Consider the following 14551-nt stretch of genomic DNA (forward strand, 5'->3'; position numbering starts at 1 on the left):
GGTGAGGCGCGCAGGGGGCACGGCCAGAGGGGGCGCGGTGTCCGAGCGCGCGGCGCCCAGAGTCGGCGGCACGGCGACCGGACATGTCACGCGTGGAGCGGCTGGCGTGCGGGGTGCCGGCACGAGCGGCTGCGTGCGGCTCATCGGGCCACCACCGCGTTCCACGAGTCCACCAGGTCCTCCGCCTTGGCGCCGCTGAGCACCAGCACCGACCCGGAGGCAGCCGCCGGGCGCTTCTCGTCCACCACGAGCACCGTGCCGAACGCGGCCCGCCCGGCCTCCAGGACCAGGGCCGGGACCGTCCTGCCGCTGATCACGGCTACCACGTCCAGGTCGCGCACGGGCACGGTCGGGCGGCCGTCGGTGTCCTGCAGCTCCAGGTCGGCCAGTGCGGCCAGGATCGGGGCCGAGTCCTGGTTCTCCTCGATGTCGGTGCCGCCGGACGACGTCAGCAGCCGCACCGGGTGGCCCTGTTCCAGGGCCGAGGTGACCAGGGAGGCCGCGACCTCCACGGCCTCCTCGAAGCGTTGGGGGTCGGCGTAGGACGACGTGCTGTCGTCCAGCAGGACGGCCAGGTGCGGGCGGGCCGGGTCGGCGTCCTCGCGGATCATCAGCGTGCCGGTGCGGGCCGAGGTGGCCCAGTGCAGGCGCCTCAGGTCGTCGCCCGGCACGTACTCGCGCAGGCCCACCAGGTCGGTGCCGCCGCGCTCCACGCGTTCGTCGGCGCCCACCTGGCCGCGGCGGGCTCCCGACGGCAGGCCGCGGACCAGCAGCACCCGCGGGACGACGCGGACCTGCACGACCTCGCCCAGGACGGTGCGCGCCTGCGCCAGGCCCGCCACACCCCTGCGGCGCAACGTCAGCGGGCCCACGTCGAACACGCCTCGGCGTTCGGTCGGAATCGCGTAGTCGACGGCCTCGACCGTCCCGGGCTTCAGCAGCGGCACGTCCACGGTCATGGGCGAGCCCGCCACCATGTCGACGGCGTCCAGCGCGACCGGCCAGCGGCCCACTGCGGACAGCTCCAGGCGCCCGCTGCACCGCGCCAACCGGGGCACCGTGCGGGGGCGGACCGTGCGCGACACCGACAGCGGCGACGCGACCACGACCGAGACCAGCGAGGCGACCACCAGTGCGGTCAGGGCCAGGCCGAACGCCGCCATGCCCGCGTAGCGCCACCACAGGCCCACGCCCAGCATCAGCAGGCCCAGCACCGCCGTTCCGGTGCCGCGCAGCGTGAGTCTCATTGCGCCGCGGGCTTGGGCACCGCCACGCGCGAGAGCACGTCGGCCAGCACCTCGGACGTCGTCACGCCCGCCAGCACGCTCTCCCGCGTCAGCACCAGGCGGTGGGCCAGCACGGGCTCCGCGATGTCCTGGACGTCCTGCGGCACCACGAAGTGCCGGCCCTTGGACGCCGCGTACACCTGGGCGCAGCGGACCAGCGTGCGCAGACCACGCGTCGAGGTGCCCAGGCGCAGGCGGTCGTCGGTGCGCGTGCCCGTGCCCAGGGCGGAGACGTACTGCAGGATCGGGTCGGCCACGTGCAGCAGCTGCAGGCGGCCGCTGAACGCGCTCACCTCGCGCGGCGACGTCACCGTGCGCACGTCGGCGATCCGGCCCGCGCCGCTGCCGGGACGCAGCACGTCCAGCTCGTCCTCGACCGACGGGTAGCCGATCGAGGTGCGCAGCATGAACCTGTCCAGCTGCGCCTCGGGCAGCCGGTACGTGCCGTCGAGGTCGATCGGGTTCTGCGTCGCCACCACCAGGAACGGGTCGGGCACCGCGTGCCCGACGCCGTCGATGGTGACGGTCCGCTCCTCCATGACCTCGAGCAGCGCGGACTGCGTCTTGGCCGCCGCGCGGTTGATCTCGTCGGCCAGCACGATGTTCGCGAACACCGGACCCGGCCGGAACCGGATCTGGCCCGTCTGCGGGTCGTAGACCGAGGTGCCCGTGACGTCGGACGGCAGCAGGTCGGGCGTGAACTGCACGCGCCGCGAGATGCCGCCGAGCGCACCGGCCACGGCACGCGCCAGCGTCGTCTTGCCCGTGCCCGGCACGTCCTCGAGCAGCACGTGGCCGCCCGCGAACATGGCCACCAGCACCAGGTCGACCACGTCGCGCTTGCCGCGCACGGCGGACTCGACCGCGTCGCCGAGCCGCGTGTGCAGGTCGCGGAAGGCGGAGACCTCACCGGTGTCGATCACTTCTCGTCTTCCTTCCGAACACCGATGCGGAGCAGGAACGCGCACGCCAGCAGACCGAGACCACCCGCGCCCATCGGCGCGGTCCCGGCACCCGCGGGCGCCATCTTCGGGATGCAGCTCGGCTTCCCGGCGCACTCGTCGTAGGTGAAGATCGCGTTCTTCTGCGCGGAGTCGACCTGACCGGCGCCATTGGCCGCGTAAGCACGCACGACGATCGCGTTGCTGCCCTCGTCCAGGTCGATCGTCGCGGTGGTCGCGTTGCACGCGATGCCGACCGAGTAGCCGTAGGTCTTGTTCACGACCTCGCAGCGCCCGTTGTGGTTCGCCCAGTCCGCGGGTGGCGCCATGTTCACCCGGCGCGACTGCACGAGGCGGCCGCCCGTGATCGACGTGATCACCGTGGCACCCGCGGTCGGCAACGACGGCGCAGGCGGCGGGGTGGTCGTGGTCGTCGTCGGCGGCGGGGTGTACGGCGGAGTCGTGGTGGTCGTGGTCGGCGGAGGCGTGTTGGGCGGCGGGGTGTTCGGCGGGTTCGTGGTCGCGGGCGGCGACACCGTGAACGCCGCCATGCCCGCCGCACCGGCCTGCGAGGCCGTCGACCCGCGCACCGTCACGTCCAGCCGGCCGCCCGAGCAGAAGCTGGAACCCGAGCACGGCACCGACAGGTCGGTCGACGTCCCGGCCACCTGCGCCGACACCGAGCCGCCGCTGAACGACCCGGACCCCGACACCGTGTAGCCGACGATCGGGTCGGCCGACGCGGCCGCGCTCCAGCTCACCGTCACGACCAGCGCCGACGACGAGCGCGACTTCTCCCGCACCGTCACACCCGCGGGCGCGGCCGGAGCCGACCCGCCGGAGGACGACGACGGCGGCGCGGACGACGGCGGCGGCTGGACCTCCGTGGTCACCGGGCCGTTGGGGGTGTTGCCGGGGTTGCGCGGCGGCTTCACCGGCTCGTTCGGGTTCGGCGGCGGGGGCGGCGGCACCGAGGGCGGCGGCGAGCGGTCCGGGTCCTTCACCGGCAGCTCGGGACTGCGGATCGTCAACGACCGCGTGGCGCCGTCGGTGTCGACCAGCACGCCCGTCGAGGAGCCCGGCACGTTCACGAACAACCGGCCGTCGTCGAAGACGAGCTCGGGGTCGGACCCGCCGGACGTGCGCACGTCGTCGCCGCCGCGCTTGCCGCCGCGGTCGAGGACGATGACCTTGCCGGAACCCTTGCAGGGCACGTAGACCTTGTCGCGGAACACGGCCGGACGCCCCGGCTTCGGGCACCCCAGCGTCCCCACGTCGACGCGCTGCACCTGACCGTCGACCACGAGCACGACCGCGGACGAGTCGGGCACCGACGCGGGTACCAGGTCCGTCGGCGCGGTCTGCGCCGCGATCACCAGGGCGTCGGTGCGGTCGGTCGAGCGGGACACGTCCTCGCCCGTGCCGTCGCGCACCACGACACCGCCGTCGAGACCGATCAGCGTGACGCCCTGGTCGTGCGGCACGAGCACCGTGCGCGGACCGGCGCCGCTGATCTGCTTGTGCGAGCGCTCCTGGAACCGCTCCTCGTCGTCGGACCAGTCGAGCGACCGCAACGTGCCGCCGTGGTCGACCAGCCACAGCACGCCGCGCTCGTCCACGACGGCGTCGGCGAGGGGCTGACCGGCCTCCCAGGTCTGCCCGACGTCGGCCAGCGTCAAGGGATCGGCGGTGTGCACGGTGCCGGCCGCACGGTCGACGACGTACACCATCCCGTTGGACACCAGCACCTTGCTCGTCGCACCGGGCGGCGCCTGGCGGCGGCCGGACGCGAGCAGCGTGGCCAGGTCGATGACGGTGATCTCGCCGGTGCGCCGGTTCAGGACGATCAGCCTGCCGTCCTCCTGCGCGATCTCGAGCTGCGAGTCGGGACCGCTGATCTGCAGGCGCGTCTGCGGCTTGCCCGACACGGGGTTGACCTGCACGACCTCACCGCGCTGGTCGTCGCCCAGCCAGGTGAGCCCGTCCGACACCGCGACCGACGTCCGCGAGATGCCCTGCCCGAGCGCGGCGCCCGCGAGCACCAGCACCCCCAGCAGCGCCGCGACGAAGCTCGCCGACTCCCGCCCTCCACCGGAGATGACTCGTCTGATCCGGTGCCACCAAGACATTGCGCGCCCTCCCTCGCCCGCCGGGGATGCTAACCCCCGGCTATGACAACTTCGGACGGCGCGGGGTTCCCGGATCGCCCGATCAGCCGACTGGCAGACATCAGCGACAGTAATGACGGGGTCTGACACTTTCGGAAACCGAATGACTCTGCACCGAACCGGGTAACCCGATCGGCCGAACGGTTCAGGACCGACACGTGCTCGCTTGCTCCGCGCGACGGCTGGAACGTGAATAAAGTGGAGATATGGAGATCCCCGGCATGGGACTTGCCAAGCAGGCGCTGGGCGCCGCCCTCGACACGACGGCCGCCGTCGCCGCCGTCCCCAGCCGCGTGCTGAGCCTCATCGGCGAGGTGGAACAGCTCGTCCGCAAGGTCAACAGCACGATCGACGCCGTCGACGGCGTGGTCGCGAGAGCCGACGAGCTGGTGGAGCGCACGGCCAACGTCGTGACGGACGCGGAGAAGGCCGTCGACGAGGTCCGCGCGATCACCGCGAGCGCGAGCGACGTCGCGGAACGGGCCGGGCTGGTCGTCACGACCGCGAGCCACACCGCCGACACCGCGAACGAGCTGATCGGGATCTACGAGCCCATCGCCAAGCAGGCCCAGCCGCTCGCGCAGCGGTTCGTGGAGGAGCTCTCGCCGCAGGAGGTCGAGGCCGCGATCAAGCTCGTCGACGAGCTGCCGGTCCTCACCGAGCACCTGACCAGCGACATCCTCCCGATCCTCGCCACCCTCGACAAGGTCGGGCCCGAGGTCCACCAGCTGCTCGAGGTCACGAGCGACATGCGCCAGGCCATCCTCGGCATCCCCGGTTTCGGCTTCATGCGCCGCCGCGGTGAGAAAAAAGAGGAAGAAGAGGGTGTGAGGGAGCTCGAGAACGGGTAGCCGGGCCGTCATGACGGCCCACGCGCGCGAAGATCAACTCACCTGGTGGCTGCTCAGCGGCGTTTTCGGACTGCTGTCCGCGACGAACGTCGGCCTGGCGGTCACGGAAGCCACGATCTGGCCCTACGCGCTCGCGGCATTGCTCCTCGCCGCGAGCGCGTGGTGTGCCAGACACGCGCTCAGACCTGCCCCGTCCGCTGGTGCGTCACGTTCGACGGTGACCCGAATCGAAACGGCCGCACCCGATACGTCGCGGCTTTCTCGTCTGGGAGCGTGATCAGCCCGAACGACGTGACGTCCGGGTCGAGCTGCGCCGCGACCCGCCAGTCCCGCGCACCCGCGGGCCTGAGCTCGATCAGGTAGCCCTCCTCGTCCGACGCGTGGTCCTCCCAGGTGAAGAGGATGCCGTTGGCGTGCTTCACCTCGAACCCGAACTTCCCCGGTGCCGCCTCTGGCGATGCCACCGGACGCGTCCCACCACCGCCCTTGCGCGGTTCCGCCCACGCGTGCCCGTCCGTCTCCGGAACCTCGTCACCCGGTGGCAGCGCGATGTCCACCGAGGCCGAGGCAGGCCCGCTGAACGGCCGGACCCGGTAGTAGAACGCCGTCTCCGGAATCAGGTCCGGATGCCGGTAGGAGTCCCGGTCCGGCGGAGCGAACTCCAGGACCACGTAGTCGCCGTCGGCCGCGTTCGCGTACTCGACGACCTGTCCGGCCACCCCCGCCTCCGGACGCCAGTGCAGCGTCACGTCGATCGGCGAGGTCAGCTCGGACGTCAGCACGGGGTCCCGCTGTTCCTGGCCGCAGGCAGCCAGGAACAGCAGTCCCACGAGCACAAAGCCGCTTCTGGTCAAGAAGGACAGCTCACTTGCGCCAGAACTTGATGTTGCTCCAGACGACCGTGGCCGGTCCCTGGCCGCTCGACGTGCGGTACGCGCCGAACTTGTCGTAGAAGCTCGACCCGTTCGTCGCGTACTTGTGCTTCGACGAACCGTTGATGTACGTGCGGATCTCGGTGGCCGTGTTGTGCACGGTGTTGACGCGCACGGTCGTGCCCACGGTCGCCCCGGTCGCGACGGTCGTGCCGCCGTGGACGGCGTAGAGCCGGCCACCGCGCTCCACCGCGAGCATGTAGAACGGCCCGGTGTCGGGCGACTCCCGGAACGTCTGCTTGAGACTGACGCGGGTGCCGCCGAGGCTCGTGATCCGGAAGCTGCCCTCGAACTGCCGCGTGCCGCCCGAGTAGGTGGCGTAGCGGCGTTCGGCGCGCTGGTCACCGTCCGCGGTGGAACAGGTGAGCTGGAACGTCAGGTCGTTCACGGTGCCGCAGCCGCGTTCCTGCACGGTGAACGACGGCGAGTAGCTGGTCCACGGACCGGTCTCGACCTGGGCCTGTGCCGGGACACCCGACACGAGCAGTCCGGCCGCCGCCGCGATCCCCGCCGCTATGCGGAGTCGTGTGGACATACCGATACCTCCTCAAGACGTGCTGAGGACAGCACGTTTTCTCAGGGGGCGGTGACGGCACCTTATCGGATAATGATCGGATGTTCGACCTCCACCGCCTGCGACTGCTGCGCGAGCTGTCCCGAAGGGGGACGCTCGCGGCCGTCGCGCAGGCGTTGAACTACAGCCCGTCGTCGGTGTCGCAGCAGTTGTCGTTGCTGGAGAACGAGGTCGGCGTGCCCCTGCTGGAACCGGTCGGGCGGCGGGTGAAGCTCACGCCGCAGGCCGAGATCCTGGTGCGGCACACCGAGGAGGTGCTCGCGCGGCTGGAGCAGGCCGAGTCGGAGGTCGCCGCGTCGTTGCACGAGATCACCGGCACGCTGCGGGTCGCGACGTTCCAGACGGCGGCGCTGGCGCTGATCCCGGCGACGCTGGCGCGGATGCGCGACGAGCACCCGTCGCTGCGGATCGAGTTCCAGGTGCTGGACCCCGCGGAAGCGCTCTCCGCGTTGAACGCCAGGGACTTCGACCTGGTCTTCGCCGAGGAGTGGCCGGACCAGCCGGAGGCGAGGTTCACCGGCCTCGACTACCGGGAACTGTACCGGGACCCGATCCGGCTGGCCGTCCCGCGTGGACTGCCGGCCGGCGAGATCGGCTCCTACCCGTGGATCATGGAACCGGAGAGCTACCCGCAGCGGACGTTCAACGTGAACTGGTGCCGGCACAACGGTTTCGAGCCCGATGTACGGTTCTCGTCGACCGACGTGCTGGTGAAGCTGCGGTTCGTGGAACGGGACCTCGCGGTCGCGCTGCTGCCCGACCTGGTCTGGTACGACCGCGAGATCACCGTCGACCTGCACGAGCTGCCGGTGCCGATGTCCCGGCTGCTGTTCACTGCGGCACGGGCAGGACGAGGTCAGCATCCCGCGGTGCTGGCGTTTCGCGAGGCGCTGGCGCTCTCCGTAGCGCCGCTCCGACCCCGGCGGTGATGACGAGCGCCATGCCGCACAACGAGACCACGCCGAGGTGCTGGCCCAGCAGGATCGCGCCGGCCAGCGCCGCCGCGGCGGGTTCCAGGGCGAGCACGACGCCGAACGTGCTGGGCTGCAACGTCTTGAGCGCCTTGATCTCCAGCGTGTAGGGGATCGCGGACGCGAGCAGCGCCACCAGCGTGCCGAGCAGCAGGATCCGGGGCTCGAACAACGCGGTGCCGGCCGTCGACAGCCCGTACGGCAGCGTGAGCGCCGCCGAGATCAGGCTGGCTCCCGCGAGACCACCGGTGCCGAGCCCGGCGGTCGCGAGCTTGCGCCCGGCGAGGATGTAGCAGGCCCAGAACACCGCCGCGATCAACGCGAGCACCACGCCGATCAGGTCGAGCTTCGCGCCGGTGTACTCGCGCACGCCCAGGACGGCCACGCCGACGAGTGCCAGCCCGACCCACACGAAGTCCCGCGCCCGCCTGCTGAGCGCCGCCGCCAGCCCCAGCGGCCCGAGGAACTCGATCGTCACCGCCACGCCCAGCGGGATCCGGTCGAGCGCGAGGTAGAACGTGCCGTTCATGCCGGCCATGGTCATCCCGAGCACGAGCGTCTCCTGCCGGAACTTCGGCCGGACGACCACCGCGAGCATCAGCGCCGCGATGCCGAGGCGCAGCGCCGTCGCACCCGGTGCGCCGATCTGGCCGAAGAGCTGGTTGGCGAAGGCGGCGCCGAACTGCAGCGAGACGACCGAGCCGAGGACGAGGAAGACCGACATGCGTCCAGCCTTGTTGACCAGGTCTCTTCGGTACAGCGAATGTTTTCGAGCGATGTCGTTCGGTTTTTCCGACCGTTTAGACTGGCCGGTGCGATGAGACGCAAACCCTCCTCCCCCCTCCCCCAGCGCAACGGCCTGGACGCGGCCCGCCTGAAGCTGCCTCCGGAAGGCCCGTGGCTGCTGCTGCGCGACCACCTCGTCGAACGACTGCCGCGGGTGGCGTCGGAGCGCATCGCCGAGATGCTGCGGGAGGAACGGATCTGGAGCGTCTCCGGCCCGTTGGGGATCGACGCGCCGTTCGTGCCCAACTCCTACATCTGGTTCCACCGCGACCTGCCCGTCGAGGTGCCCGTCCCGTTCGACGTCGGGGTGGTCCACCAGGACGACGACATCGTGGTCGCCGACAAGCCGCACTTCCTGGCGACAATCCCGCGCGGCCAGCACATCATGCAGACGGCGCTCGTGAAGCTGCGCGACTCGCTGGGCCTGCCCGACCTCTCCCCCGCGCACCGCCTGGACCGCGTGACGGCCGGCCTGGTGCTGTTCGTTGCACGTCGTGAGCTGCGCGGCAAGTACCAGACGATGTTCCGCGACCGGGTGGTGTCCAAGGAGTACGAGGCGGTCGCGCCGTACGACGCCTCGCTGGAACTGCCGCGCGTGGTGCGGTCGCGGATCGTCAAGGAGCGCGGCATCATCACCGCGTTCGAGGTCGACGGCGAGCCGAACGCCGAGACGCACGTGTCGCTCGTGGAGCACCGTGACGGGCTGGGCCGCTACCGGCTGAGGCCGCTGACCGGCCGCACCCACCAGCTGCGCCTGCACATGTCCGGTCTCGGCGTGCCGATCCTGAACGACGACTTCTACCCGGTGCTCCAGGAGCGTCCGCTGGACGACTTCTCGGCGCCGTTGCAGTTGCTGGCGCGGACATTGTCCTTCGTGGACCCGGTGTCGGGCGTCGAGCGCTCGTTCACCTCGCGGTTGTCGCTGTCCGCCTGGTCATGAGACGTGCGTGCGGACGGTCCCGATCGGCCGCGGCTCCCAGAGCCGGTTCATGCGGTCGAGCAGGCGTCGTGCCAGCGCGCTCGTCCTCGGGTGCGTCTCGGTGAACGTCGACACGACCCGCGTCCGGTACATCAGCCGCCCGCGGGCCGTCGTGCTGTACCAGAACCAGTCCTCGTCGACGACCCTGGCGAGGTGGTCGCGGCCGTCCCGGTCGAGCCGCTGCACCAGCGCGTCGCCCTGCACCAGCCAGCGCACGCAGGCGTCCTCCAGGCTCGCGGTGAAGCCGCGTTCCGCGAAGTACGCCTGTTCGGCGGCCTCTCGCAGCTCCTCCGGCGTCTCCGTGACGATCGCGCACGTCGGGAACCCGATCCGCAGGTAGACGACCTCGGTGAGCCCGTCGCCGAGCGCGGCGCCTTCGAGGTCGACGAACCGGGCGCCCTGCTCGGTGTACAGGTCGTTGCCGGGACACGGGTCGCCGTGCAGCAGGTCGAACTTCCCGGTGTCCTCGAACGCCAGCTCGTCCTCGGCGCCGCCGATCTCGACGTCGAGCGCGCGCACGAACCGCAGGAACGGCGTCGGATCGGGAACCTCCTGCCGCGGCAGGGCTCCGGCGTGCTCCGGTCCCGTGGCCATGTGGAGACGGGCGAGCCCGCGGGCGTAGTCGACGACCCAGTCTTCGCGCGGCGGGTCGGAGCGGAGCCGTTCGAGCACCACGGTCCGGGTGTCGTGGTCAGCCTCAATGATGCGGGGGACGACGCCGGTGTGCTCGGCGAGCGTCAGCGCGGTGATCTCGCGGTCGAACGCGGCCTGGTCGCCGATGACCTGCTTGACGATCCGGTCGCCGTCGGCCCGGACGTGCGACCGCTGACTGCTGCCGAGGAGCTCCACGCTGCCAGTGTTCCAGGGCCAGTATTGCGGGTCATGGACTTCGTGATGCTGCACGGAACCACCCAAACCCCGGCCTGCTGGCAGCCGCTGCGAGCGGAGCTGGAGCAGCACGGCCACCGCACGTTCGCCGCCGACCTGCCCACCGACCGGCCGGAGTGGCTCGCCGAGGACTACGCCGACGAGGTCGCCCGCCAGTTCCCGGACGCGGAGAACCCGGTCGTGGTCGCGCACTCGGGCGGCGGCCTGCTGGCTCCCGCCACCGCGAAGAAGCTCCAGGCGCGGCACATCGTCTGGGTCGGCGCGCTGATCGCGGACCTGACCGGCGGGATGAGCATGATGGAGGAGCTGCAGGACCACGGTGCGGAGATGTTCCCGCCGGAGTGGTTCGAGTGGTCCGGCGCGGACCTGCTGACCGACCAGGCCGTCAGCGCCTACTTCCTGTTCCACGACTGCGATCTGGCGCAGTTGAGGTTCGCGTTGAGCACCTTGCGACTCTTCCAGCCGCAAGGTGCCTTCACCCAACGCCATCGGCACGACGACCCGCCGGACAGCACGGTGATCGTGCCGCGTCAGGACAGGACCATCAGGCCGGAGTGGATGAGCCGGACCGCCCGTGAGCGGCTCGGCGTCACCCCGGTCGAGATCGACGGCGACCACTGCCCGCACATCCCGCGCGCGCAGGAGGTCGCCGCGATCATCCTCAGGCGAGCGTGAGCGCGTACAGCTCCACCCGCGGGTCGTCCGGCAACGTCACCGAACGGACCGTCTTCGTCGCGTCGAGGCGCAGCGACTGGCCGAACAGCCGCACAGGCGGTCCGTCGATGCCCTGACCGGCCTTGATGCGGTGTGGCATCTCCAGCACGGTCGGGCCGCCGTTCGCCCAGTCCGGCACGGTGGCGGCGACCTCGGCCGAGGTGCCGTCGGTGTACCAGACGGTGAAGGCGGCCGACACCGGTCCGTTGTGGGACGAGCCCACGACGTGCAGCCACGAGAACTGGCCGGGCGGCAGCAGCATGCCCTGGCCCCGTGCCTCGACGAAGTTCGGCGCGGTGCCGGTCGGGTCCGGTGCCTGGTAGGTGATGCCGCCCCACGTCACGGGTCCCTTGGGCGGCAACAGGTCGGCGTCGTAGCTCCAGCCGCCGCCGTCGAAGTCGCCGGAGGTGGAGTCCGCGACCGTGGCCGTGCCGTCGTGGTTGAGCTCCGGCGTCACGTCCACCGAACACGTCGAGAACGCGCAGATCGCGGCCGGTTTGACCTCGATCACCGCCTTCAGCGCCACCGACTCGACCTTGACCGCGATCTCGTACGAGCCGGGTGCGACCCCGGCCGGTATCGACACCGTCAGGGGCACGGTCTTCTGCGTCGGCAGGTGCTTCGACACGATGGTGACCGGCTTGGCACCGCTCACCTTCCAGCCCGCCGGAGCGGTCACCTGCGGACGCACCGTGGTCGCGCCCGGCGACTGTGCCAGCACGTCGAGCTGCAGCGTCAGCGACTGCGCGGTGTCCGAGGTGGGCACCACGATCTCCGAGTTGCGCAGCGACGCCGAGACCGCGCGGCGCGAGTCGGCGTTGCCGTCGTTCAGCGACGGCGGCTCGTCCGACCTGCCGGTGCCCCACGACGACGGCTTCGACGACACCTCGTGGGTGAGCTTGCCGCCGCGCTGCAACGCGGTCCAGGTGAGGTAGGTCTTGCCCACGTCACGACCGCCGAAGGACACCTTCTTGATGTACCGGTTGGTGTCCGACACGCCCTTCGCCGACACGGTCAGCGTGCCGCCCTGCGAGCCGTACTGTCCGATCCGGACGGTCGCGGACTCGAACTGCGGCGACGACACCGCGAGGAAGTCCGCGCCGTTGAACGTCGGGTACAGGCCCAGCGACGAGAAGACGTACCAGGCCGACATCGTGCCCAGGTCGTCGTTGCCCGTCATGCCGTCCGGACCCGTCGTGAACAACGTCATCGCCGCCCGCACGACCGTCGCGGTCTTCGCCGGCGCGCCCGCCCACAGGTACATGTACGGCGCGAGCAGGTCGGGCTCGTTGTTCGGGTTGTAGGTCGGCTTGCCGTAGTAGTCGTACGGCTCGGTGATCCAGTCCTGCCGGGCGGTGCCGGCCGGGTCGATGAGCAGCTTGTCGTAGGCGAAGAACGAGTCGAGCCGCTTCTCCGTCTCCTTGCGGCCGCCCATCAGCGCCACCAGGCCGGCCGGGTCCTGCGGGACCAGCCACTGGTACTGGTAGGCGCCGCCCTCGTGGAACTGGTGCGAGGCGTCGACAGGGTTGTACGGCGTCAGCCACGTGCCGGCCTCGGTGCGCGGCCGGAACTGGCCGATCGAGGCGTCCCACAGGTTGCGGTACCACTGGCCGCGGTCGGCGAACATCCGCGCGTCCGCCTTCTTGCCCAGGCCCTTGGCCATCAACGCGAGCGACGCGTCGGCGGCCGAGTACTCCAGCGTGGCCGAGGCGGGGTGCACGCAGTCGTTGTCGCCGCCCTTGTGCGCGCAGTCCACGCCCAGCTCGAGGCCGGACGGGATGTAGCCGCGGTCCTGGTAGTAGGTGACGCCGGACCGCCCGTTGTAGGGCGAGTCGGCGGGCGGCAACGACGTCGCGTTGGTGCGCAGGAGCTGGTAGGTCTCCTCCTCGTACCCCTTGAGCAGGCCCTTCGACCAGGCCTCGACGAGGAACGGGGTGACCGGGTCGCCGGTCATGATGTTGGTCTCGGAGGAGGCCAGCGCCCAGCGCGGCAGCCACCCGCCGTCCCGCCCGCTGGCCACGACGGACAGCGCGACGTCACGGGCGACCTTCGGTTCGAGGATCTGCAGCAGCTGGTTCTGCGGTCTGTACGTGTCCCAGAGCGAGAAGTTCTGGTACGGCGTGTATCCCGAGGCCGTGCGCACCTTGTTGTCGAAGCCGGTGTACTGCCCGTCGACGTCACCGGCGAGGTTCGGGTGCATCACCGAGTGGTAGAGCGCGGTGTAGAACGCGACCTGCCGGTCCCGCGGGCCACCGGAGATCTTGACGGCCTCCAGCTGCTTCTTCCACACGTCCTTGGCGGCCTTGGTGACCGCGTCGAAGTCGAAGGAAGGAGCCTCCGCCGCGAGGTTCCTCCGCGCGCCCTCGATCCCGGTGTACGACAGGCCGACCTTCAGCACGACGTCGCGGTCGGCCGAGGCGTCGAACGTGACCCACGCACCGTTCCCACCCGTCCCGGCGGCGTCCCGGCCACCAGGGGTGAGAGCGGTCCCCCGCCACGAGCCGAACGACGCGAACGGCCGGTCGAACGACGCGGTGAAGTAGACGGTGTGCTCGTCCTTGCCGGCGCAGAACCGCCCGTTGCGCACCCGGCCCTCGATGGTCCGGTCGCCGACGACGTGGATCTCCGAGTCCAGCACCGTCTGGTTCGACCTGCCGGTGTTGAACAGGACGTTGGCCGCGGCCGACGAGGGGAACGTGTAGCGCTGCCACCCGGTCCGCGGCGTCGCCGTGACCTCGGCGTTCACCCCGTACTTCGACAGCCCGACCCGGTAGTACCCGGGCTGCGCCGTCTCGTCCGAATGGCTGAAGTCGGACTTGTAGGCGTTGATGTCAACGTTGTCAACGGACCCGACCGTCGGCATGACCGGCAGCTCGCCCATGACGCCGCAGCCCACGCCCGACAGGTGCGTCTGCGAGAACCCGTAGATGGAGGTGGCCTTGTAGTCGTACCCGCCCTGACCTCCCGTATCAGGGCTGACCTGCACCATCCCGAACGGCACCGAGGCACCGGGGAAGGTGTTGCCGAAGTTCTGCGTCCCCACGAAGGGGTTCACCAGGGACGAGGGGTCCTCGTCCGCCTGAGCCGCCTGAGCCGCTTGAGCAGGAACTGTTAACCCTAGTAACAGTCCGACTACAACCAGTGTCCGCATGGGGGCAGTATTGTCGGAACGCCGCCGTCCGGACCAGCCCTGACCCATGACAACTCCGGCGACCGCGAGACAGGCTGGTACCGGACGCGACGAAGTTGTCGTCCTGCTGGACGCCGATCATCCCGTAGGCAGCGGTGCACTTCGACAACGTTGCCGCCGGCTTGCCCCACAGCTCGACGGGGGCGAGCTGACTGCTGTTCCCACCCTTGCAGCTGTCCGGCGTCGTGTCAGCGGCACTCCCCGGCGAACTGCTTCACGGACATACGAGTGATCACCGAAAATCGCGCTGACAATCCCCTGACACGCGAGT

12 protein-coding genes are annotated in these 14551 nt (G+C 70.6%); 4 read left to right on the forward strand and 8 right to left on the reverse strand.

What is annotated here, in order from left to right:
- Window positions 1–140: 140 nt before the first annotated feature.
- The 3 genes from ACFWV3_RS16440 to ACFWV3_RS16450 are packed head-to-tail and all read right to left on the reverse strand — an operon-like array spanning window position 141 to window position 4356.
- Window positions 141–1247: a DUF58 domain-containing protein gene (locus ACFWV3_RS16440; RefSeq protein ID WP_382412061.1), complete on the reverse strand. Its 1107-nt coding sequence runs from the start codon at window positions 1245–1247 to the stop codon at window positions 141–143.
- Window positions 1244–2209: an AAA family ATPase gene (locus ACFWV3_RS16445; protein WP_382412062.1), complete on the reverse strand. Its 966-nt coding sequence runs from the start codon at window positions 2207–2209 to the stop codon at window positions 1244–1246. Before ACFWV3_RS16445 ends, ACFWV3_RS16440 begins: the two co-directional genes overlap by 4 nt.
- Window positions 2206–4356: a hypothetical protein gene (locus ACFWV3_RS16450; RefSeq protein ID WP_382412063.1), complete on the reverse strand. Its 2151-nt coding sequence runs from the start codon at window positions 4354–4356 to the stop codon at window positions 2206–2208. The genes ACFWV3_RS16445 and ACFWV3_RS16450 overlap by 4 nt, the downstream gene beginning before the upstream one ends.
- 245 nt (window positions 4357–4601) lie before the next feature.
- On the opposite strand from ACFWV3_RS16450, the gene ACFWV3_RS16455 reads away from it, so the two are divergent.
- Window positions 4602–5246: a hypothetical protein gene (locus tag ACFWV3_RS16455; protein ID WP_382412065.1), complete on the forward strand. Its 645-nt coding sequence runs from the start codon at window positions 4602–4604 to the stop codon at window positions 5244–5246.
- A gap of 179 nt (window positions 5247–5425) precedes the next feature.
- On the opposite strand, the gene ACFWV3_RS16460 is transcribed toward ACFWV3_RS16455, so the two are convergent.
- Together ACFWV3_RS16460 and ACFWV3_RS16465 are read right to left on the reverse strand one after the other, a co-directional pair.
- Window positions 5426–6100 (reverse strand): fibronectin type III domain-containing protein, encoded by a 675-nt coding sequence (locus tag ACFWV3_RS16460; RefSeq protein ID WP_382412066.1) that lies wholly within the window; start codon window positions 6098–6100, stop codon window positions 5426–5428.
- 10 nt (window positions 6101–6110) lie between these two features.
- The gene (locus ACFWV3_RS16465) at window positions 6111–6713 is read right to left on the reverse strand and encodes a hypothetical protein (protein WP_382412067.1); all 603 of its coding nucleotides are present in this window, start codon (window positions 6711–6713) and stop codon (window positions 6111–6113) included.
- A gap of 80 nt (window positions 6714–6793) precedes the next feature.
- Between ACFWV3_RS16465 and ACFWV3_RS16470 the strand changes: the two genes are divergently transcribed.
- Window positions 6794–7681 (forward strand): LysR family transcriptional regulator, encoded by an 888-nt coding sequence (locus ACFWV3_RS16470; protein WP_382412068.1) that lies wholly within the window; start codon window positions 6794–6796, stop codon window positions 7679–7681.
- Here ACFWV3_RS16470 and ACFWV3_RS16475 read toward each other — a convergent pair.
- On the reverse strand, window positions 7584–8447 hold the full coding sequence (locus tag ACFWV3_RS16475) for a DMT family transporter (RefSeq protein WP_382412069.1): 864 nt from the start codon (window positions 8445–8447) through the stop codon (window positions 7584–7586). The two genes, ACFWV3_RS16470 and ACFWV3_RS16475, sit on opposite strands and share 98 nt — an antisense overlap.
- A 93-nt stretch (window positions 8448–8540) precedes the next feature.
- On the opposite strand from ACFWV3_RS16475, the gene ACFWV3_RS16480 reads away from it, so the two are divergent.
- Window positions 8541–9449 carry an RluA family pseudouridine synthase gene (locus ACFWV3_RS16480; RefSeq protein ID WP_382412070.1) on the forward strand — a complete coding sequence of 303 codons (909 nt, stop codon included), beginning with the start codon at window positions 8541–8543 and terminating at the stop codon, window positions 9447–9449.
- On the opposite strand, the gene ACFWV3_RS16485 is transcribed toward ACFWV3_RS16480, so the two are convergent.
- Entirely contained in the window at window positions 9444–10337 is an 894-nt protein-coding gene (locus ACFWV3_RS16485) for a phosphotransferase (protein ID WP_382412072.1), read from the reverse strand. The two genes, ACFWV3_RS16480 and ACFWV3_RS16485, sit on opposite strands and share 6 nt — an antisense overlap.
- A gap of 33 nt (window positions 10338–10370) precedes the next feature.
- Here ACFWV3_RS16485 and ACFWV3_RS16490 point away from each other — a divergent pair, with 33 nt between their 5' ends.
- Window positions 10371–11051, forward strand: coding sequence for an alpha/beta hydrolase (locus tag ACFWV3_RS16490; RefSeq protein WP_382412073.1), 681 nt, complete (start codon window positions 10371–10373; stop codon window positions 11049–11051).
- Here the strand turns inward: ACFWV3_RS16490 and ACFWV3_RS16495 are convergent.
- Window positions 11038–14241, reverse strand: coding sequence for a GH92 family glycosyl hydrolase (locus tag ACFWV3_RS16495; protein ID WP_382412074.1), 3204 nt, complete (start codon window positions 14239–14241; stop codon window positions 11038–11040). The genes ACFWV3_RS16490 and ACFWV3_RS16495 overlap by 14 nt on opposite strands.
- Window positions 14242–14551 lie beyond the last annotated feature (310 nt).

It is taken from the genome of Lentzea sp. NPDC059081, assembly GCF_042738015.1.
Classification (GTDB): domain Bacteria; phylum Actinomycetota; class Actinomycetes; order Mycobacteriales; family Pseudonocardiaceae; genus Lentzea.

What these genes read in the sequence shown, in the direction of transcription:
- ACFWV3_RS16440 (WP_382412061.1), bottom strand. Translation starts at nt 1,247, where the DNA reads ATGAGACTCACGCTGCGCGGCACCGGAACGGCGGTGCTGGGCCTGCTG.
- ACFWV3_RS16450 (WP_382412063.1), bottom strand. Translation starts at nt 4,356, where the DNA reads ATGTCTTGGTGGCACCGGATCAGACGAGTCATCTCCGGTGGAGGGCGG.
- ACFWV3_RS16455 (WP_382412065.1), top strand. Translation starts at nt 4,602, where the DNA reads ATGGAGATCCCCGGCATGGGACTTGCCAAGCAGGCGCTGGGCGCCGCC.
- ACFWV3_RS16465 (WP_382412067.1), bottom strand. Translation starts at nt 6,713, where the DNA reads ATGTCCACACGACTCCGCATAGCGGCGGGGATCGCGGCGGCGGCCGGA.
- ACFWV3_RS16470 (WP_382412068.1), top strand. Translation starts at nt 6,794, where the DNA reads ATGTTCGACCTCCACCGCCTGCGACTGCTGCGCGAGCTGTCCCGAAGG.
- ACFWV3_RS16475 (WP_382412069.1), bottom strand. Translation starts at nt 8,447, where the DNA reads ATGTCGGTCTTCCTCGTCCTCGGCTCGGTCGTCTCGCTGCAGTTCGGC.
- ACFWV3_RS16480 (WP_382412070.1), top strand. Translation starts at nt 8,541, where the DNA reads ATGAGACGCAAACCCTCCTCCCCCCTCCCCCAGCGCAACGGCCTGGAC.
- ACFWV3_RS16490 (WP_382412073.1), top strand. Translation starts at nt 10,371, where the DNA reads ATGGACTTCGTGATGCTGCACGGAACCACCCAAACCCCGGCCTGCTGG.
- ACFWV3_RS16495 (WP_382412074.1), bottom strand. Translation starts at nt 14,241, where the DNA reads ATGCGGACACTGGTTGTAGTCGGACTGTTACTAGGGTTAACAGTTCCT.